This is a genomic window from Pseudoalteromonas denitrificans DSM 6059 (genome assembly GCF_900112265.1).
Classification (GTDB): domain Bacteria; phylum Pseudomonadota; class Gammaproteobacteria; order Enterobacterales; family Alteromonadaceae; genus Pseudoalteromonas; species Pseudoalteromonas denitrificans.
The window spans coordinates 1-23,924 of the sequence record NZ_FOLO01000024.1 but is presented as its reverse complement, the minus strand read 5'-3'; the positions used below and the strand labels follow the sequence as shown (position 1 = coordinate 23,924).

Below are 23,924 nucleotides of genomic sequence, written 5' to 3'. Positions count from 1 at the left end.
GTCTTTAATTATTGTTTACGAGCTTGCATTAAGTCGATGAAATGATTAAATAATGGAGCTGCGTCATGAGGGCCAGGACTCGCTTCTGGATGTCCTTGGAAACTAAATGCAGGCTTATCTATACGATGAATACCTTGAAGAGTGCCATCAAATAATGATTTATGTGTTGCTCGTAAATTTTTAGGAAGAGTATCTTCATTAACTGCAAAACCATGATTTTGAGCTGTGATCATCACTACATCTTTATCAAGATCTTTAACCGGGTGGTTACCACCGTGATGACCAAATTTCATTTTGCTAGTTGTAGCACCCGAAGCTAAGGCTAAAAGCTGATGTCCCAGACAAATACCAAAAACAGGAATATCAGTTTCTAAAAAGCTTTTAATTGCTTCTATCGCGTAAGTACATGGCTCAGGATCACCAGGTCCATTTGATAAAAATATTCCATCTGGATTTAATGCTAATACGTCAGCAGCGGAAGTTTGAGCCGGTACAACGGTTAATTTACAACCACGGTCTGCTAACATACGTAAAATATTACGTTTAACACCAAAATCATAAGCAACAACATGAAACTTTTCATCTGCTTCGCTTAATGTTGAAAACCCTTTACCTAAAGCCCAACTTGTTTCATTCCATTGATAATTTTTTGATGTCGATACAACCTTGGCTAAATCCATATCTTTTAGGCCAGGAAATGCTTTAGCAGCTTCCAATGCTTTATTTTCATCGATGTCGCCAGCAAGAATACAACCCTTTTGCGCACCTTTATCACGTAATATACGTGTGAGCTTACGTGTATCTATGTCAGCAATACCTAAAATATTGCGTTGTTTTAAATATTCACCTAACGATTGTTCGTTACGGAAATTACTCGCCAATAAAGGCAAATCACGAATGACCAATCCTTTCGCCCAGATTTTATTCGCTTCTTCATCTTCGCTGTTAGTACCTGTATTACCTATGTGCGGGTAAGTCAGTGTAATAATTTGCTCAGCGTATGAGGGATCAGTCAATATCTCCTGATAACCCGTCATAGACGTATTAAATACTACTTCACCTACTGATATACCTTCAGCACCAATGGCAGTACCGCGAAATACTGTACCGTCTTCTAGAACTAACAAAGCGGATTTAGTCAAGTTAACCTCCTAACAGGAAAATATGTGCTGTAAAAACTGACGATTTACAACACATCTAAAGCATTTTAGACACATAAAACAAAAATTTGGCAAATCCGAAGTATTTTAGAATAAAAAGGTGAAAAAATCTAACTAAAAATACAATTTAACTAAAAATAACCATTTCAATCAAAAAAAACCTTTAAACCCCTATAAAAAACACTTTAGTCATGCAAACTTAGCACATCTTGCATAGTATAAAGTCCAGGTGGTTTGTTTTTCAACCAAGCCGCAGCCCTTACAGCTCCTTGTGCAAAGGTAATTCTAGAACTCGCTTTATGGGTTAACTCAAGTCTTTCCCCCATAGTTGCGAAGTAAGCCGTATGTTCACCAACTATGTCCCCAGCTCTCAACACAGAATAGCCAATTTCATTTTGTGTTTTTGCAACTTCATCGCTAGAACGGTCAAATTTTGCGACTTTGTCATGCTGCCAACCTTTTGCATCAGCAATTGCTTCTCCAATCGCTAAAGCTGTACCCGACGGAGCATCAATTTTATTTCTATGGTGAGCTTCAAATATTTCAATATCAATATTTTCATCTAATGTTGTTGCTGCAGTCTTAACTAAACTAAGCAATACATTAATACCTACACTAAAATTACGCGCAAAAACAATAGGAATAGTTTTACTTGCTTGCTCAAGTGCCAACATTTCATTTTCAGTTAAACCTGTTGTGCCAATAACCATAGCTGTTTTATTTTTTACTGCATCAGCTAAATGATTTTTTAAACCTGAAGCCAAAGTAAAATCAATTAAAACATCTATTTCATTATGGTTAATATTTTGCTCACTTTTGAGTAAAATAGGACCTTTCGCCCCCATCGTAGTTGGCCCCAAATCAAAACCTATTAAGTCAGATCCTGTACGACAAAATGCAGATAATTGGCAATTATTGTCTTGTGAAATCACTTCTAATAAGGCTCTGCCCATACGACCATTTGCACCAAAAACTCCAATTCGATTCATTTTATTCTCTTTTTATTTGCAATTAATATTATTTTACCTGCCTACAAACTTACAAGCGACTAAGTTTTGCCAGTTTATTTATTGTTTCTTAGTCTATCAAGAATTGATTGACAAAACATCTAGACGTCTATACATTCACGCATCCAAATTATATTCCATACAGTTCTAAACACACAATACTGAGTTTCACTTGAAATATTAAATGAAATCAGTAAACAATAGGAAAACAAGAAAAAAGGTAATTTATGAAATACGATTATAATAAAATGCAGGCTAAGTTATCTTTGCTCCCTTTATTGGTTTTTGTCAGTATATTTTTAGGTACAGGTATATATTTACAATCAAATGGCGTTGATTACGCTTTTTATCAACTTCCAGCACCTGTTGCTATATTACCTGCAATTTTATTAGCTTTTTTTCTAAATAAACAAACCATCAATTCATCAGTTGAGACATTTGTTAATGGCGCTGGACATAACAACATCATTACCATGTGCTTAATTTATTTATTGGCTGGTGCTTTTTCTACCGTCGCTGGTGCAACAGGGGGCGTTGATGCAATTGTAAATGCAGGACTTGATGTGATCCCCGCAGCATTTTTATTACCTGGACTATTTTTAATATCAGGTATAATTGCAACTGCTATGGGCACTTCAATGGGCACAATTGGTGCCATTGGACCCATAGCTTATGCTGTTTCTATCAAAACAGGTATAGACCCCGCATTGATAGCTGGTACTGTTGTATCAGGGGCTATATTTGGTGATAATTTATCTATTATTTCTGATACCACAATTGCAGCGACCAAAACTCAAGGCTGTGAAATGAAAGATAAATTTAAAGAAAATTTATCTTTTTCTGTACCTGCAGCTATCATAACAATGATACTTTTATTTATTCTAAGCCCACAAACACAAGCATTTGATGTAACAGAATACGATTTATTATTAGTATTACCTTATGCTTTTATACTTATTTTAGCTGTAATGGGATTTAATGTTTTTGCCGTATTAATAAGCGGTATTATATTTGCGGGAGTAATTGGTTTCACAGGTAATTATGAAGCCGGTGCTTTTGTAAAAGATATTTATAAAGGTTTTAGTGGCATGCAAGAGATCTTTCTTTTATCTATGTTAATCGGCGGATTATCTGAGTTTATTCGCATCAATGGGGGGTTGGAATATATCGCGAAAAAAATTCAATTTTTAACTCATATCATTTCAGATAAATTCAATAAAAAAATTGCTGACCAACTTGGTATTGCAGCCTTAGTATTTGCTTCAAATTTATGTATCGCAAATAATACTGTTGCGATTATTGTTTCTGGACCGATCGCTAAAAAGTTAGCAGAAGATGGAAAAATTAGTTCAAAACGCTCTGCAAGCTTGTTAGATATTTTTGCATGTATTGTACAAGGTATTTTACCTTATGGAGCACAGGCTCTACTTTTAGGTGCTACATTTAAATTATCACCATGGGAAGTATCTACATCAGCTTTTTATTGTTTTATATTGGCATTGACGGCAATTTTGGTGATCTGCTTCAGAAGTAATAAAGAAAAATAGAAATACCCACTTTGATTCAATATTATTAATATATTTAGCTTTTTATAAATAGCGCAATTCCATTGCGCAATATTTTTATAAGTATATTTCTAAAGTTTACAACCCGGTTTTAATCCTGATTTTGCAGCTACATTTTTAAATTTCATTGCATCAGGCATTTTAGAACGTAACTCACTAATGCGGCTGGTTGGGGCTGGATGTGTAGACAAGAATTCAGGAGTTGCACCACTACCCTCCTTTGACATGTTCTGCCATAAAGTAACAGACTCTTTTGGGTTGAACCCCGCTTTTGCCATTAAATCCAAACCGATTGAATCAGCCTCAGTTTCATGCGTTCGGCTAAAAGGCAATACGACACCATATTGTGCCCCCATCCCCAATGCCGACATAATTTCATTTTGATATTTAACATTCTGAGTTTGTAACACCGCACTGGTCGCTTGCATACTATATTGTAAAAGGTTGCCTTGAGACGCACGTTCATTTGAATGCTCTGCTATTACATGACCAACTTCATGCCCTAATACTGTTGCTAACTGATCTTGGTTTGCAGCTATTTTTAATAACCCAGTGTGAACGCCTATTTTTCCGCCTGGTAATGCAAAAGCATTGGCTGAATCATCTTCAAATACAACAACCTCCCATTGTTGATTTGTGTATTTCGTCGGTAATACAGAAATGACATTATCAGCAACGCATTGCACATAGCGGTTTATTTTAACATCGGTATTAATCGCTTTATCTGCTTTTAGTTGTTCAAAGCTTTGCACGCCCATTTTATTCATTTGAGTATCTGAATAAAGCGCAATTTGTGTTCTACCTGTGGGTGATGTTTTACAACCAACTAATGTCGCTAAAGTAACAAATGCAATGAGTGTTTTTTTCATTAATAATCTCTTCATTCAATCAAAACCAATTTTATAGCATTATTTTAAAGCAGTTTATTACTCTGGTATACAAAATAAACTTACATAACAAGATACAATTTAGAATACACTTTATATTCACGCGCAGTCTTTTGCAGAGTATGATATGCGCTCTCAATTTTGTATCCCATGTAAGAAATACCCATGATCAAAACTTTTAATACACGTTTATTACTGCCTTTGTTTGCAAGTATAGTGGCTATCACACCCCTGGCAATTGATATGTACTTACCTGCTATGTTGATTATGAGTCAAGATTTCAATACATCAATTAGTAATATCCAAATTTCTTTAAGTGTTTATTTAGCTGGATATGCGCTAGGAATGTTATTTTTTGGTCCTTTAGCCGATCAGTTTGGACGCAAGAAATTAGCTATTTTAGGATTGTCTGGTTTTCTTGTTAGCTCATTAATCTTAGCTTTTACACGACAAATTGAAGTATTTTTTATATTCAGGGCTATTCAAGCATTTACTGGTGCAGCAGCAACAGTGGTTGTCCCTGGTGTCATCCGATATATTTATCAAAAAGATACAGCTAAAGGCATGTCATATGTTTCTATGATCATGATGTTAGCCCCTTTAATCGCACCAACAATTGGTGCCAGTTTAATAAGTTACTGGCATTGGTCGAGTATATTTTTTGTATTATCTGCCTATAGCTTAATAATTTTGTTATTAGTCGCTAAATATTTTATTGAGATACCTATTTTTAAATCAGATAAAACAGGTCTTGGTTTATTTTTAGATAATTACGGTGCTGTATTCAGCAATAAAAAAGCACGCTTAGATATTGCAACTTCAGTATTAGCCTCTTTTGCTTTCTTTTGCTTTTTAACTTCGGCACCCTTTATCTACCTTGATTATTTTGAAGTGCCACAAAGTCGCTTTGGCTTCTTGTTTGCCTTTAATGTTATCGCTCTTATGTTAGGAAACTTTTTAAATACAAGATTAGTGCCTAAAGTCGGCTCAAGAAAAATGTTACATTATGGTTTGTTATTAGCACTTATTTCATCAAGTTTATTGTTTACCACAAGCCTTTATGATTCAGGGTTATATTATACAATTGCTGCATTAGCGCCTTTAATGATGAGTTTAGGTGTGATGGCCAGTAATTCTGACTCGCTTGTTTTATTACGTTTTGAAGAGAAGTCTGGCACAGCAACTGCAGTAATCGGCACTTTACGATTTGGGGTGGGTGCATTAGCTGGACCTTTATTGGCATTGTTCTGGGTAAAAAACACACTGCCCTTTTCAACTTTGATGTTATCCGCTGTTATTTTAATAATTTTATGTCAGTGGAAAATTAAATTAAATTTGAGTAAAGAAAAACTAAAAAAGGTTTAACCTAAGTTAAACCTTTTTATTTCTAAAGACAACGCAATTCATTATTCAGCGGCTTTAGATACCATAACCATAGCAGGGCGTAATAAACGACCACTTAATGTGTAGCCTTTTTGCATTACAGCCATAACTGTATTTGGTGCTAAATCAGCATTTGGCTGCATTGACATTGCTTGATGGAATTCTGGATTAAATGTTTCACCTTGTGGGTCTACGACTTCAACACCAAATTTCTTCACTGCATCAACAAAGCTTTTAGACGTCATATCTATGCCTTCAAGCAAAGGTTTTAATGCTTCATTTTCTTTATCTGCAAATTCAATTGCGCGATCTAAGTTATCAACAACTGGTAAAAGCTCATTTACAAACTTTTCAAGTGCAAATTTATGTGCTTTTTCAACATCTAATGCAGCACGGCGGCGAACATTATCAACTTCAGCTGCTGCACGTACAACACTGTCTTTTTGATTAACAATCGTATTTTTAGCATCTTCTAATTCAGCATATAAAGCAGCAATTTCAGCTTCAGGACTTTGCTCTAACGATGCATCATCATTCACTGTTTCAGCTTGCTCTACTACTTCTTCAATATTTTCTACTTCAGGTGAAGTCTGGTTTGTCTGCTCAGACATTAATCTTTCTCCGATTGTAATTCTTTTGTTACCCGTTATTAACGTGGTACAGCTTCAAAATTTTATAATAACTTAGATGGGGATCTAAAATAAAGTTTCAAGTATAAAACTTAAAAAATTACATATCAAAAGTTGCAAATTCATTAATGATTGCTTCAATTTTAGCCGAGCTTTCACATAAAATAGTAAAGCGACTTTGATAATATTGCTCTGAAAAATATGGCAAACTTAAAAGTATTAAATTTTCAAACCCTTCATACGGTAAATCATTACCATAAATAACTGAAATCCCTTTTTTAAGTGCTAATTTATCCTCAACATAATTTAATAATGGCGCACCAATTAAAGGCTGCTCTGAGAGCTTAATATGATTAAATAAATAGCTATCGCCAACAACGATGCAATTTTCATCACCCAGTTTTTCTGCCAGAGCGCGAGTCCACTGTGTTAAAGAGCCATGACAGAACATAGGCGCGGTATTTGCCATAGCCTGCATTCTTTTTAAACCTTCGGCTAATGTTTGTTGACCAAACACCATATTTAACCAAGCATTAAATTGGTTTCTAATATCTTCATTCGCTTCTAAAGGCTTAGTGATTTTTATATTTTGACTCTGACCTTGTCTGTCAATTAATAACACAAGCCAATGCGTTTTATCAAAGTCCAAAACTTCAACTCTAAATACATTTTGTGAAATTTTTTGACCTAAGCCTGCAAAAATACAGACTTGATATTTTTGACTAATAAAATGAGAAAGTTCAATCAATGCTTCTTGGGTTGGCTGCCAAAAAGGTGCAATATTTTTTAAAGAAAAAAACTCATCAAACCAATACTGATACCCTTTTTTTGTCGGGATCCGTCCAGCAGAGGTATGAGGGGAGTAAAGATAACCCAGTTTTTCTAGTCGTGCCATTGCATTTCTGACAGTGGCAGAACACATTGACATGCCTTTTTGCTTCACAATTTTGGAAGATGCAATTGCACAACCTTTACCATCACAGTAAAGACTCATTATTGCTGTAAATATTTGTTGATCACGGGAACTTAACTTCATAAACAATGATATGGGGCAAGATCATTTGATTTCAAGTGGTGTTTTTAAGTTAACCTTTCTATATACTTAAGACTCAGTTAAGTACCTAATAATTTGTAGATGAATTATGACTCAAAAATTTAAAAAAATAGGCTTGATTGGTAAACCTAACCATGATGGCGCTAATTCAACTTTACAAAGCCTACATTCTTTTCTTATCGCACTTGGCTGTGACGTATTGATTGAACAAAGAGCTGGCCAACAAATGCAACTAGAAGACAAAGAATTAGTGGATTTAGTTGACCTCGGAAAATTATGTGATTTAGCCATTGTTGTTGGCGGTGATGGCAATATGTTAGGCGCGGCTAGAGTACTTTCTCGCTTCAACATTGCCGTTATTGGCGTTAATAGGGGAAACCTTGGGTTTTTAACCGATTTAAATCCAGATTCATTTGAAGCCGCATTGGAGCAAGTTATAAGCGGTGAATACAGAGAAGAAGAAAGGTTTTTACTTGAAGTTGAAGTATACCGTCACGAAAAGTTGAAAAGTTCCAATTCAGCCGTAAATGAAGCTGTTTTACATGCTGATAAAGTAGCTCACATGATTGAATTTGAAGCCTTTATTGATAATGATTTTGTTTTTTCGCAACGCTCTGATGGTTTAATTATATCAACACCAACAGGCTCAACTGCCTATTCTCTATCTGGTGGAGGTCCCATTTTAACACCTGATCTCAATGCCATGGCACTTGTGCCTATGTTTCCACATACTTTATCAAGTAGGCCATTAGTGGTAGATGCACAAAGTGAAATCAGACTAAAATTAAGTTTAAATAACGATGATAATTTACAAGTAAGCTGTGATAGCCATATTGTTTTAGCTGTGATGCCTGGTGATGAAATTGTTATTAAAAAAGGAGATAGCCCACTTAGATTGGTTCATCCAAAAGATTATTCATATTTTAATGTTTTAAGACAAAAATTAAATTGGGGTAACCCATTGTATTAATTCATTCACACTCTGTTTATATAATTATAATTAGATTTTTAACAAGAAGAAGTGCTCCCTTATTGAAGCACAGTTTATTTTATACGGAATATTTATGACTTACGTAGTATTTTTCACCATTATTTTATTAATTACACTTTTAGGTGTTTTCTTAACCATTGAAAGTAATAAGAAAAAAGCCATTTTACTTAAAAAGCAAAATTTTACTGAAAGACAAAATCACGCTATTTCACATTTTAAAACTCAAATATCACAATTTATAGAAGCTAAAATTTTAAGACCAAAACATGGTCAAAACTTGCAAGCCATTGCGGGAAATTTCTTTGTTGTTCAAGCACACAACGAAGATAATTTATTAATCCTTGAATCTACTTTAGAAAATTTAATTAATACGTTAAACAGTGAATTAGCAAAAGCGAATATTTCCAATGACAAAGAAACGATTGCAAATAAAATTTTAGATTTTATCCAAGAATTACCAACTAGCGCTCGCGATTATCATAATGAATTTTACACACAAATAATGCCCGCATTAATTGTAACTCTTAAAACACCAGATTTAGTTATTGAAGATGAGGCTGCAGAAGACCCTTTATTAACACCAGAAAATGAATTAGAAAAAGACTAACCCTCTAATTTTGACACTAAAAAAGGCTTGATAAATCAAGCCTTTTTTTATTTGTTAACAAATTTAAACTTCTAAATAATCCATAATACCCTCTGCCGCATTTCGCCCTTCAAATATTGCAGTAACAACTAAGTCAGAACCTCTAACCACGTCTCCACCAGCAAATATTTTAGGATTACTTGTTTGATGGGTGAAGGTTGCATTTTCTGGTGCTTTAATTCTACCCCATTGATCAAGTTCAACATCTAATGGTTCAAGCCAAGGCATTGCATGAGGTTGGAAGCCAAATGCCATAATAACGGCATCTGCGGCTACAATATGCTCAGAACCTTCAATCACTTCAGCACGGCGACGACCTTTTTCATCCGGGTCACCAAGCTGGGTTTTTACCATTTTAATACCTGATACATTTCCTGAGTCATTAAGCTCAATACCCAGAGGCTGTAAATTAAACATAAACTTCACGCCTTCTTCCTGAGCATTTTTAACCTCACGTTTAGAGCCAGGCATACTTTTTTTATCACGGCGATAAGCACAAATAACTTCACTTGCCTCTTGGCGTACAGAAGTTCGTACACAGTCCATTGCCGTATCACCACCACCTAATACCACCACTTTTTTATCAGACATATCGATATATTCATCGATATTTTTTTCATAACCCATAACACGATTTGTATTAGATATTAAAAATGGCAATGCATCATATACACCTGGAGCATCTTCATTTTCAAGACCTGCGCGCATATTTTTATATGTACCGACACCTAAGAATATTGCATCAAAGTCTTGTTCTATTTGCTTCAGTGTAATGTCTTTACCAATTTCAATTCCTAAGCGAAATTCAACACCCATTTCTTCAAATACTGCTCGGCGCTTTTGCATTACACTTTTTTCAAGCTTAAATGATGGAATACCAAAAGTTAATAAACCACCAATTTCAGGATGGCGGTCAAAAACAACAGGTTTTACACCATTTCTGACCAGAATATCGGCACAAGCCAAACCAGCGGGACCGGCTCCAATAATGGCCACCTTTTTATCACAAAAAACAACATGTGACATATCAGGCTTCCAACCCATTTCAAAAGCCGTATCAGTAATATATTTTTCAATATTACCAATAGTGACAGCACCAAACTCATCATTTAGAGTACATGCACCTTCACATAATCTATCTTGCGGACACACTCTTCCACATACTTCAGGTAAACTATTTGTTCTATGTGATAAATCGGCAGCTTCTAAAATGCGACCTGATTTAATCAACTTTAACCACTGTGGAATATAATTATGAACTGGACATTTCCACTCACAATATGGATTACCACAATCGAGACAACGATCCGCTTGAGAATCTACTTGCTTGTCTGAAAATGGTTCATAAATTTCTACAAACTTTTTTTTCCGTGAAGATATGGGCTTTTTTCGTGGATCAACACGTTGTACATCGATAAATTGATAAACATTTTTTGGCATCAGAATACTCCTATTGTGCCTGAACTCTTAGCTCGGCACTACTTCTGGCGCGATGGCCTAAAAGACTGCTTACATCACTAGATTTTGGTTTTATTAAACAGAATTTCGTTAAGTAAGTTTCAAAATCCGCTAAGATCATTTCAGCTCGACAGGAACCTGTTTCATCTAAATGCTCTGCAACTAAACCACGTAAATGTTCATGATGAATTGTTAAATCTTGCATTTCAACTAACTCTACAAGCTCAGAATTAATACGTTTTTCAAAATCGCCTTCTTCATCTAATACATAAGCAAAACCGCCCGTCATACCAGCGCCAAAATTGATCCCACAAGACCCTAAAATACACACTATTCCACCTGTCATATATTCACAACCGTTATCACCAACTCCTTCAACAACAGCAATAACACCTGAATTGCGAACACCAAAACGCTCACCTGCACATCCTGCAGCAAGTAGTTTTCCACCTGTTGCGCCATATAAACATGTATTTCCAATAATACTCGCTTCATGTGATTTAAATGCAGAGCCTACAGGTGGACGTATCACAAGCTTACCTCCTGCCATACCTTTACCAACATAATCATTAGCATCACCAATTAAAGTCATATCTAATCCACCCGTATTCCAAACACCAAAAGACTGCCCTGCAGTTCCGGTTAATTCGATATGAATAGGTTCAGCTGCCAAGCCTTGATTGCCATATTGCTGTGCAATATAGCCAGATAACATGGCTCCCACAGAACGATCTGTGTTACTTACAAAAGAACGTAATTGTATTGCGGATTTAGAGTCTATTGCTTCTTTTGCTTGTGCTAACAAAGTTTCATTTAGTTCACCACAATAGTGTGAAATATTTTTTGCTGAATTATATAAAGTTTCACCTGATTTATTATGTGGTTTTGCAAGTAACCCTGATAAATCAATTTTACTTTGCTTAGATGTTTTACCTTCAAGTACTTCAAGTAAATCCGTACGACCAATTAAATCCACTAAACGTGTAATACCTAAACCAGCCATAATTTCACGTGCTTCTTGTGCAATAAATCTAAAATAATTCATCGCCATTTCAGGTAGACCGTGATAGTGATTTTGTCGAAGTTTATCGTCCTGTGTGGCTATTCCGGTAGCACAGTTGTTTAAATGACAAATTCTTAAAAATTTACAACCTAAAGCAACCATAGGCCCGGTTCCAAAGCCAAAACTTTCAGCACCTAAAATAGCAGCTTTAACAATATCAAGACCCGTTTTTAATCCGCCATCTGTTTGCAAACGAATTTTATGTCGCATACCATTTTCAACTAAAGCTTGCTGTGTTTCAGCCAGACCTAACTCCCATGGACTTCCCGCATATTTTACCGATGTTAGTGGGCTTGCTCCTGTTCCACCGTCATAACCAGATATAGTGATCAAATCGGCATATGCTTTTGCAACACCCGTTGCAATAGTGCCAACACCTGGTTCTGATACTAGTTTTACTGAAATAAGTGCATCAGGGTTCACTTGCTTTAAATCAAAAATAAGTTGTGCTAAATCTTCAATAGAGTAAATATCATGATGTGGTGGTGGTGAAATTAATGTCACTCCTGGTACAGAATATCGCAACTGGGCAATATAAGGAGTTACTTTATCGCCGGGTAACTGCCCGCCTTCACCAGGTTTAGCACCTTGTGCAACTTTAATTTGAATGACATCAGCATTTCGTAAATAATGTGCGGTAACACCAAATCGGCCTGATGCAACTTGTTTTATACGTGAGTTTTTAATGGTGCCGTAACGTTTAACATCTTCACCACCCTCACCTGAATTTGAATGACCACCTAAAGTATTCATTGCTATTGCTAAAGCTTCATGCGCTTCAGGTGATAGTGCGCCTATACTCATTGCGGCGGAATCAAAGCGTTTAAATAACTCAGTGGCAGGCTCTACGCTATCAATTGAAATAGCATTTTCATTCGACTTCAATGTTACCAAGTCTCTGAATGTCGTTGCGGGGCGATTATTTACAAGATCTGCATATTTTACATAGTCATTATATTCACCTGACCTAACAGCCTTTTGTAATGTATCAATCACATCAGGATTATAAGCATGATATTCACCATCATGGACATATTTTAATAGACCACCATGATCAAGTGCTTTACGCTTGATCCAAGCTTTTCGAGAAAGGTTAATTAAATCTTGCTGAAAGTCATTAAAATCAGCACCTTGCACTCTATTTGCCACACCTTTAAAACAAAGTTCAACAACATCATCAGCTAAACCTACTGCTTCAAATAACATAGAGCAGCGATAGCTAGCAATAGTGCTAATGCCCATTTTGGACATGATTTTATACAGACCTTTATTAATCGCATTTCGATAAGAGATAAAAACTTGCGACTCATCTTTTTCTATTACTTTGTCTCGTACCATTCGTGCAAGCGAAGCAAATGCTAAATATGGATAAATAGCAGTTGCACCAAAACCAAGTAAGACGGCAAACTGATGCGGGTCACGACACGTTCCTGTTTCTATTACAACATTAGTATCACATCTTAAACTGTTATCAACCAAACGCCTTTGAACCGCACCTACTGCCATAGCTGCTGGCACTGGTAAAGTCTCTTTTGTTAAATTTCTATCAGATAAAATAATTAGTACTGTACCATCTTTAGCTAATGATTGTGCCTCATCACAAATACGTTCTATTGCAGATTTTAAACCTTCTTTTGCTTCATAATTTAAACTAATTTTTGCATTTGAATAATGCGCTTGATCTTCATTTACAAGTTGTTCAATATCTGAACACATTAAAATCGGAGTATCAAACTGTAACCGTTTGGCATGACCTGTGGTTTCATTAAATACATTTTGCTCACGACCTATGCAAGTTGCTAACGACATCACATGGTTTTCACGTAACGGATCAATTGGAGGATTTGTGACTTGTGCAAACTTTTGGCGAAAATAATCAAATAAAGAACGTTCTTTACTTGAAAGTACAGCAAATGGTGTATCATCACCCATAGACCCTGTTGCTTCTTGACCATTTTCACCCATAATCCTAAGTGATTGATCTAATTCCTCATTCGAATAACCAAACATTTTTTGATATAAATGTAATTGTTCAGCATCCCACTTTCGGACACTATCTAATGCATTTTCAACTTTTTCAAATGGGACCAAACGCTTTACATTTTTTTCTAACCATTCTTTATAAGGATGACGTGATTTTAAATCTTGATCTATTTCATCTGACTGCCAAATTTTACCTTTTAAAGTATCAATTACGAGCAACTCACCTGGTCCAACTCTGCCTTTTTCAATAACTTCATCAGGTGAATAATCCCAAATACCGACTTCTGATGCTAGTGTCATAAACCCATCTTGAGTGATCACATAACGTGCAGGACGTAAACCGTTTCTATCTAAATTACAGGCTGCGAATCGCCCGTCAGACATAACAATACCAGCAGGACCATCCCAAGGTTCCATATGCATAGAGTTAAAATCATAAAAAGCACGTAAGTCATCATCCATAGCGCGATTTTTTTGCCAAGCAGGGGGCACTAACATACGCATAGCACGGAAAATATCCATGCCTCCAGCTAAAAAAACTTCAAGCATATTATCTAGTGAAGAAGAGTCTGAACCTGATTCATTTACAAAAGGTGCAGCGGTTTTTAGATCCGGTAATAACGGTGATGAAAACTTATACTCTCTTGCTCTTGCCCATTGGCGATTACCTGCAATAGTATTAATTTCACCATTATGGGCTAAATATCTAAATGGTTGCGCTAATGGCCAACGAGGTTGTGTATTCGTAGAAAACCTTTGATGAAATACACAAATTGCCGATTGCATTCTCATATCCGCTAAATCAAGATAAAAGTTCGGTAAATCAGCTGGCATAACCAAGCCTTTATAAATAGTGACTAACCCCGATAAACTCAAAAAATAAAAGTCACTATCAAAATCAATGCGTTTTTCAATTCTTCTTCGTGCTATGTATAACCTACGCTCTAAATCTTTTGAACGCCAGCCCTCCGGCGCATTAATAAAAACCTGCTCAAAACGAGGTAATTGCTCTATTGCAATCGGACCTAAACTTGATGTATCTGTTGGTACTTCTCTCCAACCTGCAATTGATAATGTTTCTTTTTCTAGTTCTTCATTAATAATAGCGCGAGTACGAGATGCGATGTCAATATCAAGATTAAAAAAAACCATACCGACAGCGTAATTTTTAGCTAAATGCCACTTATTTTCCTCGGCAATAGCACGGAAAAAACTATCAGGCTTTTGCAACAATAAGCCACAACCATCGCCCGTTTTACCATCAGCAGCAATACCGCCACGATGCTGCATACGATCTAAACCCGTAATGGCCGTGCGAACTAATTTATGACTTGGCTGCCCATCTATATGAGCAATTAACCCAAAGCCACAGTTATCTTTTTCATATGTTGAGTCATATAACATGTATGAACCTCTCCCTTGCTATCACCAGAGCTTGAAAATGCGACGTGCTCAGTTTTAAAAGTAATGAACCCTAGTAGTGAGTAAAATTAACCATTTAATCACTCTTAGTCAATTCTTTTTTGAATAGCTATTCATTAAACTGAATATTTCCCACAATGTACAAATACACATTAAAATTAACATTTCGCATAAATCACGGAAAAACACCTGCTAAAAATTCATGACACTGGTGTCATATTGTTAAAAATGTAAATACAAAAAACAATGCAAATACGTTTACGTAAACGTAAAGCATAGAAACGCTGAATAACTATTCATGGTAATACCAATTAACCTTTTTAAGGTTTTTAATTAAAAATGAATTGAATTTATAGACAGAAATAGGCAAATAGAGGGTTAGTTTAAACAGTTTTTGGCTTGATTTTTGATATAAGTAATTACACCCTTTTTCTCAAATTCTTTTAAAGCATGGTTTATATCTTGTAATAAAATTTTCCAATACGGTACTTTTTTTGAAATAGCAAAGTGTAAAGGCTTATATTGAATGAGAGGTAAAACAGTTTCTATACTTTCAAGCATGCTTTTTTTGATGGCGTCACTTAATTGAGAGCTTAAAATTGTGTGCTTAATCACAAGAGGATCACCAATAATAAGGTCAACTCTTTTAGCTAATAATAACCGTACATTCTGCAAATCATCTCTGGCAAGTTGCCTCGTGAAATAGTTTTGATCTAAAAGGGAGTCAAATTCAGGTGTATTTTGGTACCCTCTTACAACGCCGATTTTCACATTCTTTAAGTTCTCAAATTGACCTTGGTACTTATCTTTTTCACCTTTACGCTTAATAAAGCCAATCGTTCCACCAAGAAAGGGATCTGATAAAATCAAATGTTGGTTTCTAGTCGTATTGGGGGTCACATCACTCTGAGCAAGTTGTTCTATAAAATATTCAGGATATAATATATCTACATTGCCAAGTTCTGTATTTCTCACCGCCCTTGCCCAAGGTAAAAATTGTACTTGGACTTGGTAACCTCTATGACTTAAAAGAGAAATTGCCAGTTGCTGCACCCAACCTTGCCCACACATATGTTCAGATATATAAGGAGGCCAGTTTAATGTGACAAGTTTAACCTGCTTCGTCGCTCCTTTATTAAATATATAAAGACCTTTTTTTTCATTTCCTATTACTTTATATACATGTTCATTTATTTTGTATTGCACATTCACATCACGCGCTTGGATTGCGAAAACAAAAAACAATAATATAAGGTAATATTTTTGACTCATTTCTTTGCAGCATGGCTGTGCTAAATTCTGTAATGAGTAGTATAGTAAACAAATTTCAGACATAAAAAAAGCGAGCTAAGCTCGCTTTCTATAAAGTATATTGACGCCTGAAATATTACTCTGCTGAGTCATCTTCTGTTTTATACTTTGCAGCTGTTTCAGTTATTAAAGGTTGAAGTTCACCTTTTTGAAACATTTCCATGATAATGTCACACCCGCCAACTAATTCACCCTCAACCCATAATTGTGGAAAAGTAGGCCAATCTGCATAAGCTGGTAATTCAGCTCTTATATCAGGGTTTAGCAAAATATCTACATAGGCAAATTGCTCACCACAAGCCATTAAAGCTTGGGTTGCCTGAGATGAAAAGCCACAATTTGGTAATTTTGGTGAACCTTTCATATAAAGAATTATTGGATTTTCAGAAATTTGTTGTTTAATTTTATCAATGGTTTCCATCTACAACCTCAAAACGCCATAATTGGCTACAGAAAATATATAAGTAATTTAATCTAAACAACAATAATATTGCTGTTTAGTAAAACTTGAGTAAAATACTCAGGTATATTACCACATTATTAACCGTTGTACTTAACAAAAGCCCATGGAGAAATAAAAAATGGCATTTCAATTACCGTCACTACCTTATGCAATCGATGCACTTGAACCTCATATTTCAAAAGAGACTTTAGAGTTTCATCACGGAAAACATCATAATACTTATGTCGTAAAATTAAATGGTTTAATAGAAGGTACTGATGTTGCAAACAAAACTTTAGAAGAAATTGTATGCTCTTCTGAAGGTGGTGTTTTTAATAACGCAGCACAGATCTGGAACCATACTTTTTACTGGAACTCACTAGCACCAAATGCAGGTGGAGAACCAACTGGTGCAATTGCTGATGCAATAAATGCAAAGTGGGGTTCTTTTGAAGAATTTAAAGCTGCATTAAATGATAAAGCAGTTAACAATTTTGGTTCAAGCTGGACTTGGTTAGTTAAACTTGCTGATGGCTCTCTTGATATCGTGAACACTTCAAATGCGGCAACACCGTTAACTGATGAAAGCCTTACACCAATTTTAACAGTTGATTTATGGGAGCATGCATATTACATAGATTACCGTAATGTTCGTCCTGATTACCTGAAAGGTTTCTGGTCATTAGTGAACTGGGAATTTGCAAATAAGAACTTTGCATAATTTCAAATCAAAGATGAAAAGCACTCATTGAGTGCTTTTTTTATTTCCACATCTATCAATGAACAAGCCTTTATTGCAAAAACATCAACAATTACAATTCAATAGTAAAATTTTTCTTTAAAAATCTTCACTTTATTTCATAACTGCGACTAAGCTTAAAATACAGCGATTCATTTTAACAATGTTTTTGTGATACTGATTGGAGGTCCATATGACAATATTTGATCACTACCAGGCCAGATATGAAGCGGCCAAAGAAGAAGAATATACAATTTCTGAATTTTTAGAAATTTGTCGAAATGATAAGTCAGCCTATGCGAGTGCTTCAGAACGCCTTTTATTAGCAATCGGTGACCCTGAAATGGTTGATACTTCTCAAGATCCTACACTAAGTCGCATTTTCTCGAACCGAGTAATTGCTCGTTATCCCGCCTTTAATGAATTTTATGGTATGGAAGAAGCGATTGAACAAATCGTTTCTTATTTAAAACATGCAGCGCAAGGTCTTGAAGAATGCAAACAGGTTCTGTATTTACTTGGCCCTGTAGGTGGTGGTAAATCATCATTAGCAGAGAAACTAAAATTTTTGATGCAGAAAATGCCAATATATTGCATTAAAGGCTCTCCTGTAAATGATCACCCCTTATCCTTATTCGATTCTTTAGAAGATGGTGAGCTGTTAGAAAAAGAATACGGCATTAATCAAAGATATTTAAAAACAATTATTTCACCTTGGGCTGCAAAACGTTTACATGAATTTAATGGTGATATAAGTCAATTTAAAGTTGTAAAACGTTATCCTTCAATTTTAGATCAAGTTGCCATAGCTAAAACGGAACCAGGTGATGAAAACAATCAAGATATCAGTGCTTTAGTTGGTAAAGTAGATATTAGACAATTAGAACATTTTGCACAAAATGATCCTGATGCATACGCCTTTTCTGGCGCTTTATGTCGCGCGAATCAAGGTTTAATGGAATTTGTTGAAATGTTCAAGGCACCTATTAAAGTATTGCATCCTTTATTAACTGCAACACAAGAGGGCAACTACAACGGTACTGAAGGGCTGTCGGCATTACCCTTTACAGGAATAATATTAGCTCACTCAAATGAATCTGAATGGCAAACATTTAGAAATAACAAGAATAATGAAGCATTCTTAGATCGTGTTTATATTGTAAAAGTTCCTTATTGCTTACGTGTATCAGAAGAAATAAAAATTTATGAGAAGTTAATTCAAAGCAGTGAACTAAAAACGTCACAATGTGCGCCAGGTACGCTTGAAACATTAGCGCAGTTTAGTGTTTTATCTCGCTTAAAAGAGCCCGAAAATTCAAGTATTTATTCAAAAATGCGTGTATATGATGGTGAAACTTTAAAAGATACAGACCCTAAAGCTAAATCTTATCAAGAGTATAGAGACTATGCGGGTGTTGATGAAGGTATGCAAGGGCTTTCAACTCGATTCGCTTTTAAAATATTATCACGAGTATTTAATTTTGATCATACCGAAGTAGCAGCCAACCCGGTTCATTTGTTTTATGTATTAGAACAACAAATTGAGCGGGAGCAATTTGCTCAAGATCTTCAAGAGCACTACCTTGAGTTTTTAAAAGGGTTCCTAACTCCAAAGTATGTCGAGTTTATTGGTAAAGAAATTCAAACAGCTTATTTAGAATCATATTCAGAGTACGGACAAAATATATTTGATAGATATGTCACTTATGCAGATTTTTGGATTCAAGATCAAGAATATAGAGATCCGGATACTGGCCAATTATTTGATAGAGCTGCATTAAATGCAGAACTTGAAAAAATTGAAAAACCAGCTGGAATTTCCAACCCTAAAGATTTCAGAAATGAAATCGTTAATTTTGTACTAAGGGCTAAAGCGCACAATAATGGTAAAAACCCAACTTGGACAAGTTACGAAAAATTAAGAACAGTAATTGAGAAAAAAATGTTCTCTAATACCGAGGATTTATTACCTGTTATTTCATTTAATGCAAAAACATCAGGTGATGATCAGAAAAAACATCAAGACTTTGTAAATCGCATGGTTGAAAAAGGTTATACCCAAAAACAAGTAAGACTATTATCTGAATGGTACTTACGCGTACGTAAGTCGCAGTAATTTTAATCAAAGGGGGAAATATATGGCCCACTTTATAGATCGCCGATTAAATGGCAAAAATAAAAGTACGGTGAATAGACAAAGATTTATTCGCCGTTACAAACAACAAATAAAAAAAGCAGTATCAGATGCAATAAATAAACGTAGTGTGACAGATATTGATCAAGGAGAAAGTGTATCTATTCCCAGCAAAGATATCGGTGAACCTAATTTTCATCAAGGAAAAGGTGGTACCAGAAATACAGTTCATCCAGGAAACGATCAATTTACCAAAGGAGATAAAATAAAACGCCCTCTAGGTGGTCAAGGATCTGGTAGCGGAGAAGGTGAAGCCAGCGATAAAGGTGAAGGCGAAGATGATTTTGTCTTTTCAATTTCTAAAGATGAATATTTAGATTTGTTATTTGAAGATTTAGAACTTCCTAACTTGCAAAAAACACAGCTAGATAAATTAATGGAAATGGAAACTCATAGGGCTGGTTTTTGCTCTGACGGTGTGCCTACGAATATTGACATAGTCCGCTCTCTTCAAGGTTCACTGGCTCGTCGCATTGCAATGTCAGCTGGAAAAAAAAGAAAACTAAAGGCTTTAGAAGCTTCATTAGTAGAACTTGAGCAAAATATTGAACCTGATTTAGCCGCTATAAAGCTTTTGCTTAAAGAAATTGAAGAACTTAAAGCAAAAATCAAAAAAGTCCCTTTTATTGATTCATTTGATTTAAGGTTCCGTAATTATGAGCTTAGGCCAAAACCAACCAGTAAAGCCGTAATGTTTTGTTTAATGGATGTATCTGGTTCTATGGATCAAGCAACAAAAGAAATGGCAAAAAGGTTCTATATTTTACTCTATATGTTTTTAACCAGAACATATAAAGATATTGAAGTTGTATATATTCGACATCATACACAAGCAAAAGAAGTTGATGAGCAAGAATTTTTTTACTCTCAAGAAACCGGTGGCACAATTGTATCAAGTGCTTTGAAACTCATGGATGAAATTGTAGCTAAACGGTATGACCCAACTCAGTGGAATATATATGCTGCTCAAGCTTCGGACGGTGATAACTGGGCTGATGACTCCCCCAACTGCACTGATTTATTACTTAATAATATTTTACCTAAAGTAAGATATTATTCTTACATTGAAATTACAAACCGAGCTCATCAAAGTTTATGGCGTGAGTATGAAAAAATAACACAGACTTTTGATAACTTTGCAATCCAACATATTCGCTCTGTGGAAGATATTTACCCTATTTTTAGAGAGCTTTTCAAAAAAAATAGCCAGAAAGCTTAACTAAAATAATAATTAAGGGGTCAATATGCTAAACAATAAAGTATTTAACGAACCTAATAAAAAATTAAATAACATGGTTGTTTTTAAATTTATTTACCTTCAATTTTGGTTCCGTATTTTAAAAGGAAATTCAATATGACAGAAGATAGCATAATTGATAAGCCTGAAAATAAATTAACTGATAAATCAAATAATAGATTAAGTGATGGGCCAGACTGGACATTTGAGCTTCTTGGGCAGTATCAAACAAACATTGCTCGGGTTGCCAAGCATTATCGATTGGACACTTATCCAAATCAAATAGAAGTCATTGCAGCCGAGCAAATGATGGATGCATATTCTAGTATTGGTATGCCTATCGGATATAGCCACTGGTCATTTGGTAAAAAATTTATACAAACTGAACAAAGCTACAAACGCGGTCAAATGGGTTTAGCCTACGAAATTGTAATTAATTCTGAACCCTGTATTTCATATTTAATGGAAGAAAATACCCTACCTATGCAAGCGCTAGTAATTGCTCATGCTTGCTATGGCCACAACTCTTTTTTTAAAAGCAATTATTTATTTAAAACTTGGACAGATGCTAGTTCAATCATTGATTATCTTGTTTTTGCTAAAAACTATATTGCAAATTGCGAACAAAAACATGGCTTAGTTCAAGTAGAGTCACTCCTTGATTCTTGCCATGCATTGATGAATTATGGCGTAGATCGCTATAAACGCCCTCAGTCAATTTCATTATATGAAGAGCAAAAAAGACAAGAGCAGCGTGCTGATTATCTGCAATCTCAAGTTAATGAGCTTTGGAAAACGATTCCGCAACAGCAACAAGAAGCAAAACAAGATACTCTGCGTTTTCCAGCTGAACCACAGGAAAATATACTTTATTTTATTGAAAAACATGCACCCCTTCTTGAACCCTGGCAGCGAGAAATAATTCGCATAGTAAGAAAAATTTCACAGTATTTTTATCCTCAAAAACAAACTCAGGTCATGAATGAAGGCTGGGCAACTTTTTGGCATTATACAATACTGAACCACTTATATGATGAAGGTAAAGTGACAGATGCCTTTATGCTTGAAGTACTACAAAGCCATACTAATGTTGTTTATCAACCCCCTTATCATAGTAATTATTATTCAGGAATAAACCCCTATGCTTTAGGATTCAATATGATGGTTGATATACGCAGAATGTGTGAAAACCCAACAGATGAAGATAAAGAGTGGTTCCCAGATATTGCAGGTAGTAACTGGCTAGATACCTTACATTTTGCAATGCGTAACTTTAAAGATGAAAGTTTTATAAGTCAGTATTTATCACCTAAACTCATCAGGGAGTTTAAACTTTTTTCAATTTTAGATGATGAAAAACAAAGTTATTTAAATATTAGTGCAATTCATGATAAACAAGGATACCAAGATATACGTCAAACCTTATCAGCTCAATATAACCTAAGTAACTTAGAGCCTAATATTCAGGTATATGACGTGAACTTAAAAGGTGATCGCTCACTAACACTTAGATACATACCACATAACGACATTCCTTTAGCAGACTCTAAAGAAGAGGTCATAAGACATTTACATAGATTATGGGGATTTAAAGTAAAGTTAGAGTCAATTTCTTCCACCGGCGTTGTTTCAGATATAGCACAATGCCCCATAGATGAGGATGATCAAGGAGCCATTTAGCTTATCTATTACAGCTTTTATAATGTAAGCATTAAGATCAAAAAATCAGATGGTTTTTCAGAAAACCCCGATATTATTCGGGGTTATTATTTTCTTTTTTATAGACATTAACTTGATTGCGACCATTTTCTTTAGAGCAATACAATGCACTATCAGCTGCGACAATCCAATCTTCATGTTTAGCAAAATGTGTATCTAGCTTAGCAATACCTAAGCTCACTTTTATCTTAATTTCACTTTCTTCATAAAAAATAGTCGAGCTCTCAATAATCTTACGCAAACGTTCCGCAAAAATAACAGCACCTTCAACATCTGTATCCACCAAAGTAACTGCAAACTCTTCACCACCATACCGCCCAGCAATATCTGACTCTCGCAGTGTCTTTTTTAATACATCAGCAATATGGCGAATTGCTGCATCTCCACCCGCATGCCCGAAATTATCATTCACATATTTGAAATGATCGATATCAAACATTAATAAACAACTTTCATTATTATTTCTATTAATACGTTTAAATTCTTTATGTAAACTTTCTTCCCAAAAACCACGATTATATAAACCGGTTAATTTATCTATACGACTTAATTCTGCTAATTTTTTATTGGCAAGCTCTAATTCTAGCTTATTGACAGCTTCATCAGTAACATCATATAAAATAATACATAAATGCCCTACTTCACCTAATGTATTTGTTAGAGGTATAAAGGTCGCATTCTGATACATATGATCGGCTTTACCTGTGATTGGGCGATAGTTTTTAAACTTAAATATATAAGGTTGCTGTTCCCAAATGGTAAATGAGCGATTTTTTAATACAAAAACAGCTTCTGCTTTACTTCGAAACCATTTTTCATCTATGCTTGGAAATAAGTCAAAAACATCTTTATCTTTTACTGCGCTGGGTAATAAACCTGAATGGTTTTCCATAAAACCATTCCAAACACAGATATTATATTTTCGATCTAAAACCACTAACCCAACGTCAATGGTATTAAACATATCCATCATCCAATGAATTTCATTCATTTCAAAATCGGCAGCAGGCATAATATAAATCTTCTAAAATAAG

The 23,924-nt window shown here is 35.1% G+C and carries 18 protein-coding genes; 8 read left to right on the top strand and 10 right to left on the bottom strand.

The annotated features are described in order from the left end of the window. Nucleotides 1-8: 8 nt before the first annotated feature. Together carA and dapB are read right to left on the bottom strand one after the other, a co-directional pair. A complete protein-coding gene (gene carA, locus BM088_RS14800) occupies nt 9-1,142 on the bottom strand; it encodes a glutamine-hydrolyzing carbamoyl-phosphate synthase small subunit (RefSeq protein WP_091985668.1) in 1,134 nt (377 codons plus the stop codon). A 203-nt stretch (nt 1,143-1,345) separates the two neighbouring features. Beyond that, complete coding sequence (gene dapB, locus BM088_RS14795; protein ID WP_091985663.1) at nt 1,346-2,149, bottom strand: 4-hydroxy-tetrahydrodipicolinate reductase; 804 nt, start codon at nt 2,147-2,149, stop codon at nt 1,346-1,348. 245 nt (nt 2,150-2,394) lie between these two features. Here dapB and BM088_RS14790 point away from each other — a divergent pair, with 245 nt between their 5' ends. Beyond that, a complete protein-coding gene (locus BM088_RS14790; protein WP_091985659.1) occupies nt 2,395-3,714 on the top strand; it encodes a Na+/H+ antiporter NhaC family protein in 1,320 nt (439 codons plus the stop codon). 89 nt (nt 3,715-3,803) lie between these two features. On the opposite strand, the gene BM088_RS14785 is transcribed toward BM088_RS14790, so the two are convergent. Further along, on the bottom strand, nt 3,804-4,601 hold the full coding sequence (locus BM088_RS14785; protein ID WP_091985655.1) for a M48 family metallopeptidase: 798 nt from the start codon (nt 4,599-4,601) through the stop codon (nt 3,804-3,806). A 183-nt stretch (nt 4,602-4,784) separates the two neighbouring features. Between BM088_RS14785 and BM088_RS14780 the strand changes: the two genes are divergently transcribed. Next, nucleotides 4,785-5,984: a multidrug effflux MFS transporter gene (locus BM088_RS14780; RefSeq protein ID WP_091985651.1), complete on the top strand. Its 1,200-nt coding sequence runs from the start codon at nt 4,785-4,787 to the stop codon at nt 5,982-5,984. A 41-nt stretch (nt 5,985-6,025) separates the two neighbouring features. On the opposite strand, the gene grpE is transcribed toward BM088_RS14780, so the two are convergent. Beyond that, nucleotides 6,026-6,613, bottom strand: a complete 588-nt coding sequence (gene grpE / locus BM088_RS14775; protein WP_091985646.1) for a nucleotide exchange factor GrpE — start codon at nt 6,611-6,613, stop codon at nt 6,026-6,028. 118 nt (nt 6,614-6,731) lie between these two features. Continuing rightward, the gene (locus tag BM088_RS14770; RefSeq protein ID WP_091985642.1) at nt 6,732-7,667 is read right to left on the bottom strand and encodes an HrcA family transcriptional regulator; all 936 of its coding nucleotides are present in this window, start codon (nt 7,665-7,667) and stop codon (nt 6,732-6,734) included. Nucleotides 7,668-7,773: 106 nt separating this feature from the next. On the opposite strand from BM088_RS14770, the gene nadK reads away from it, so the two are divergent. Both nadK and BM088_RS14760 read left to right on the top strand, forming a co-directional pair. After that, nucleotides 7,774-8,655 carry an NAD(+) kinase gene (nadK, locus tag BM088_RS14765; RefSeq protein ID WP_091985638.1) on the top strand — a complete coding sequence of 294 codons (882 nt, stop codon included), beginning with the start codon at nt 7,774-7,776 and terminating at the stop codon, nt 8,653-8,655. Between the two features lie 94 nt (nt 8,656-8,749). After that, complete coding sequence (locus BM088_RS14760) at nt 8,750-9,283, top strand: hypothetical protein (RefSeq protein ID WP_091985635.1); 534 nt, start codon at nt 8,750-8,752, stop codon at nt 9,281-9,283. Between the two features lie 63 nt (nt 9,284-9,346). Here the strand turns inward: BM088_RS14760 and BM088_RS14755 are convergent, their stop codons facing one another. The 4 genes from BM088_RS14755 to BM088_RS14740 form a co-directional block, all read right to left on the bottom strand. Beyond that, entirely contained in the window at nt 9,347-10,762 is a 1,416-nt protein-coding gene (locus tag BM088_RS14755) for an FAD-dependent oxidoreductase (RefSeq protein ID WP_091985631.1), read from the bottom strand. 10 nt (nt 10,763-10,772) lie between these two features. Continuing rightward, nucleotides 10,773-15,230 (bottom strand): glutamate synthase large subunit, encoded by a 4,458-nt coding sequence (gene gltB, locus BM088_RS14750; RefSeq protein ID WP_091985627.1) that lies wholly within the window; start codon nt 15,228-15,230, stop codon nt 10,773-10,775. A 396-nt stretch (nt 15,231-15,626) separates the two neighbouring features. Further along, nucleotides 15,627-16,520, bottom strand: coding sequence for a substrate-binding periplasmic protein (locus tag BM088_RS14745; protein ID WP_091985808.1), 894 nt, complete (start codon nt 16,518-16,520; stop codon nt 15,627-15,629). 115 nt (nt 16,521-16,635) lie between these two features. After that, nucleotides 16,636-16,980, bottom strand: coding sequence for a Grx4 family monothiol glutaredoxin (locus tag BM088_RS14740; RefSeq protein ID WP_091985623.1), 345 nt, complete (start codon nt 16,978-16,980; stop codon nt 16,636-16,638). 160 nt (nt 16,981-17,140) lie between these two features. On the opposite strand from BM088_RS14740, the gene BM088_RS14735 reads away from it, so the two are divergent. The 4 genes from BM088_RS14735 (at nt 17,141) to BM088_RS14720 (ending at nt 22,851) form a co-directional block, all read left to right on the top strand. After that, nucleotides 17,141-17,722 carry a Fe-Mn family superoxide dismutase gene (locus BM088_RS14735; protein ID WP_091985619.1) on the top strand — a complete coding sequence of 194 codons (582 nt, stop codon included), beginning with the start codon at nt 17,141-17,143 and terminating at the stop codon, nt 17,720-17,722. Nucleotides 17,723-17,933: 211 nt separating this feature from the next. After that, the gene (locus BM088_RS14730; RefSeq protein WP_091985616.1) at nt 17,934-19,856 is read left to right on the top strand and encodes a PrkA family serine protein kinase; all 1,923 of its coding nucleotides are present in this window, start codon (nt 17,934-17,936) and stop codon (nt 19,854-19,856) included. 22 nt (nt 19,857-19,878) lie between these two features. Then, nucleotides 19,879-21,153 carry a YeaH/YhbH family protein gene (locus BM088_RS14725; RefSeq protein ID WP_091985612.1) on the top strand — a complete coding sequence of 425 codons (1,275 nt, stop codon included), beginning with the start codon at nt 19,879-19,881 and terminating at the stop codon, nt 21,151-21,153. A 135-nt stretch (nt 21,154-21,288) separates the two neighbouring features. Beyond that, on the top strand, nt 21,289-22,851 hold the full coding sequence (locus BM088_RS14720) for a SpoVR family protein (RefSeq protein WP_091985604.1): 1,563 nt from the start codon (nt 21,289-21,291) through the stop codon (nt 22,849-22,851). Between the two features lie 73 nt (nt 22,852-22,924). On the opposite strand, the gene BM088_RS14715 is transcribed toward BM088_RS14720, so the two are convergent. Further along, a complete protein-coding gene (locus BM088_RS14715) occupies nt 22,925-23,902 on the bottom strand; it encodes a sensor domain-containing diguanylate cyclase (RefSeq protein ID WP_091985601.1) in 978 nt (325 codons plus the stop codon). Nucleotides 23,903-23,924: the final 22 nt, after the last annotated feature.